The organism is Ramlibacter sp. (assembly GCF_035706265.1).
GTDB lineage: Bacteria > Pseudomonadota > Gammaproteobacteria > Burkholderiales > Burkholderiaceae_C > Ramlibacter.
Genome location: NZ_DASSVG010000313.1, coordinates 1 through 3623 on the forward strand (window position 1 = coordinate 1; position 3623 = coordinate 3623).

Genomic DNA, 3623 nt, shown 5'->3' on the forward strand with positions numbered 1-3623 from the left:
GACAGCCACCCGCTGCAGGCCCTGCGCCCTTCCACGCGCTGCCACGCCGGCCAGCACTGGGAGTGGGACGGCGTGCGCTTCGAGATCCTGCATCCCGGCGCCGCAGACTACGGGCTGCGCACCAAGCCCAACGCGCTCAGCTGCGTGCTGCGCGTGAGCAACGGCCAGGCCAGCGCGCTGCTGGCCGGCGACATCGAGCAGCCGCAGGAGGCGGCCCTGCTCGCGCGCGGCGCCCCGCTCGCCGCCGACGTGCTGCTGGTGCCGCACCATGGCAGCCGCACCTCCTCCAGCCCTGCCTTCCTCGATGCGGTGCGGCCCTGGGCGGCGCTGGTGCAGGCCGGGTACCGCAACCGCTTCGGCCATCCGGCCGCACCGGTGCAGCAACGCTACGAGGAACGCGGCATCGTGCTGGCCCTCTCGCCCCGCTGCGGTGCGGCGCGCTGGGATTCGCGCACCGCACGCGTGCTGCGCTGCGAGCGGCAGGCCGCGCCGCGCTACTGGCACCACGACGCGGCGCGCGCCGACAGCGACGAGCGCTGAAGGTGCCTCTCCATGGCCCAGCCATGGCCGGGAAATTGCTATCCTGTATCCCGGAGAACGCGCCCCTACCATGCAGAAATTCGACGAGATGTTCGCCCAGCTGCCCGCGGACGGCGCGCTCCAGTTCCAGTCGCAGACCCTGGGCGGCATGTCGCAGTCGCAAGTGCAGGGCGTGCGCGACCATTACCGCACCTACGCCGAGTGGCTGGGCCGCCAGCCGCAGGAGATCATGCGCTCCCGCCGCGAGGAGGCGGAGGTGATCTTCCGCCGCGTCGGCATCACCTTCGCCGTCTACGGCGCGAAGGACGAGGACGGCGCCGGCACCGAGCGGCTGATCCCCTTCGACCTGATCCCGCGCATCATTCCCGCGGCCGAATGGCGGCTGCTGGAGCAGGGGCTGGTGCAGCGCGTGACGGCGCTCAACCGCTTCATCCACGACGTCTACCACGGGCAGGAGATCGTCCGGGCCGGCGTGCTGCCGGAGGCGCTGGTGATCGGCAACGCGCAGTTCCGCCGCGAGATGACGGACGTGAAGGTGCCGAACGACATCTACTCGCACATCGCCGGCATCGACATCGTGCGCGCGCCCGGGCCGGGCGGCGGGCCGGCCCAGTACTACGTGCTGGAGGACAACCTGCGCGTGCCCAGCGGCGTGAGCTACATGCTCGAAGACCGCAAGATGATGATGCGGCTCTTCCCCGACCTGTTCAGCGCGCACCAGGTCGCGCCGGTCATGCACTACCCCGACCTGCTGCTGGAGACGCTGCGCGCCTCCGCGCCCTCCACGACCGACGATCCCACCGTGGTGGTGCTCACGCCCGGCATGTACAACAGCGCCTATTTCGAGCACGCCTTCCTCGCCCAGCAGATGGGCGTGGAACTGGTCGAGGGGCAGGACCTGTTCGTGCGCGACAACTTCGTCTACATGCGCACCACGCGCGGGCCGCGCCGGGTGGACGTGATCTACCGCCGCGTGGACGACGACTTCCTGGACCCGCTGGCCTTCCGTCCCACGTCCACGCTCGGCTGCGCCGGCCTGCTGAAGGTCTACCAGGCCGGCAACGTGACGCTGTGCAACGCCATCGGCACCGGCGTGGCCGACGACAAGTCGATCTACCCCTACGTGCCGAAGATGATCGAGTTCTACCTCGGGGAGAAGCCGATCCTCGCCAACGTGCCGACCTGGTCCTGCCGCCATCCGGAGGACCTGCGCTACGTGCTGGACCACCTGAAGGAACTGGTGGTGAAGGAGGTGCACGGCGCCGGCGGCTACGGGATGCTGGTCGGCCCGGCCGCCAGCCAGGCCGAGATCGAGGAATTCCGCCAGGCGCTGCTGGCGCGGCCCGAGGGCTACATCGCGCAGCCGACGCTCGCGCTTTCGAGCTGCCCCACCTTCGTGGAGCAGGGGATCGCGCCGCGCCACATCGACCTGCGGCCCTTCGTGCTCTCCGGCAAGGAGGTGCAGATGGTCCCCGGCGGGCTGACCCGCGTCGCGCTCAAGGAAGGCTCGCTGGTGGTCAACTCCTCGCAGGGCGGCGGCACCAAGGACACCTGGATCCTGGAAGTGTAGGAACGGGAGAAGAAGACAACATGCTGTCGCGGACCGCCGATCACCTGTTCTGGATGGCAAGGTACACGGAGCGCGCAGAGAACACCGCGCGCATGCTGGACGTGAACTACCAGACCTCGCTGCTGCCGCAGTCGGCGGCCGTCTCCAAGGTCGGCTGGCAGGGCATGCTCACGATCAGCGAGCTGATGCCCGCCTACCAGGCCAAGCACGGCGAGGTCTGCCCGCAACGGGTGATGCAGTTCATGGTGCGCGACGAGAGCAATCCTTCCTCCATCCTCTCGTGCCTGCGGGCGGCGCGCGAGAACGCGCGGGCCGTGCGCGGCTCGCTCACCACCGAGGCCTGGGAGACGCAGAACCAGACCTGGCTGGAAGTCAACCGGATGCTGCGCAACGGCGATTTCGAGCGCGACCCCGGCCAGTTCTTCGAGTGGGTGAAGTTCCGCTCGCACCTCTCGCGCGGCGTCACCGTGGGCACCATGCTGATGGACGAGGCGCTGCACTTCATGCGCCTGGGCACCTTCCTGGAACGGGCCGACAACACGGCGCGTCTGGTGGACGTGAAGTTCCACGCCGTGCAGAGCGACTTCTTCGGCGCCGCCAGCGAGAAGGACCAGGAGTACGACTTCTACCACTGGAGCGCGATCCTGCGCAGCGTCTCGGGCTTCGAGATCTACCGCAAGGTCTATCGCGACGTGATCAAGCCGGAACGCGTGGCCGACCTGCTGATCCTGCGCGCGGACATGCCGCGCTCGCTGCACGCGAGCATGAACGAGGTGGTGCAGAACCTGGCCATGGTGGCCAACGACCAGTCCGCCGAGACGCAGCGCCGCGCCGGCAAGCTGCGCGCGGAACTGAAGTACGGCGCGATCGACGAGATCCTCGCCACCGGCCTGCATGCCTTCCTGACGCAGTTCCTCGATCGCGTCAACGACCTCGGCATGCGCATCAGCCGCGACTTCCTGATTCCCGCCTGAGCGACTGGCGGCGCCGGATCAAGCCTGCAGGGCCGCGAGGCTGCGCCGCAGGTTCTCGCGTGCGCGGTGTTCGAGCGCGTCGTGGAAGGCCGCGGTGAGGTAGATCCGCGGGCGGGCCAGGAAGGAGGCGAGCACCTCCGAGCGGCGCAGGCGGAACTGCGGCTCGGGCACGTGGGCGTACTCGGCCCGGATCTGGGCTTCGTAGTCGTCGAAGCGCGCCGGCGCCGCCCCGAGGATGGCGAGGTCGATGTCCAGCAGCAGGCGCGTGTCCGCATCGTCGCTGGCGGCATGGCCATGGGTGGCGAGCACCAGCCGCTGCACGCGCTGCGCGACCTCCTCGCCGCAGCCGGCGGCCAGGATGCTGCGCCAGGCCCATTCGGCGCTGCGCTCCTCGTTGTCGGCGCAGCGCGGGTCGTAGACGGCGTCGTGGAACCACAGGGCCAGTTCCACTTCCACCGGGTGCTGCGCCAGGGTGGCGGCGGCATCGAGATGGGCCAGGCAGGCGCGCAGGTGCTGCAGCGTGTGGTAGTGCCGGTGCG

The 3623-nt window shown here is 69.6% G+C and carries 4 protein-coding genes; 3 read left to right on the forward strand and 1 reads right to left on the reverse strand.

Annotation, left to right across the window (positions count from 1 at the left end):
- From VFM98_RS11330 to VFM98_RS11340, 3 genes are all read left to right on the forward strand, one after another.
- Positions 1-540: ComEC/Rec2 family competence protein (locus VFM98_RS11330; protein WP_414709015.1), on the forward strand; the 540-nt coding region annotated here is incomplete at its 5' end.
- A gap of 70 nt (positions 541-610) precedes the next feature.
- On the forward strand, positions 611-2110 hold the full coding sequence (locus tag VFM98_RS11335; protein WP_325110025.1) for a circularly permuted type 2 ATP-grasp protein: 1500 nt from the start codon (positions 611-613) through the stop codon (positions 2108-2110).
- Between the two features lie 20 nt (positions 2111-2130).
- Positions 2131-3084, forward strand: a complete 954-nt coding sequence (locus tag VFM98_RS11340) for an alpha-E domain-containing protein (protein WP_325110026.1) — start codon at positions 2131-2133, stop codon at positions 3082-3084.
- 18 nt (positions 3085-3102) lie between these two features.
- Here VFM98_RS11340 and VFM98_RS11345 read toward each other — a convergent pair.
- Positions 3103-3623 (reverse strand): N-methyl-D-aspartate receptor NMDAR2C subunit (locus VFM98_RS11345; RefSeq protein ID WP_325110027.1); only part of this gene is annotated, 521 nt, incomplete at its 5' end.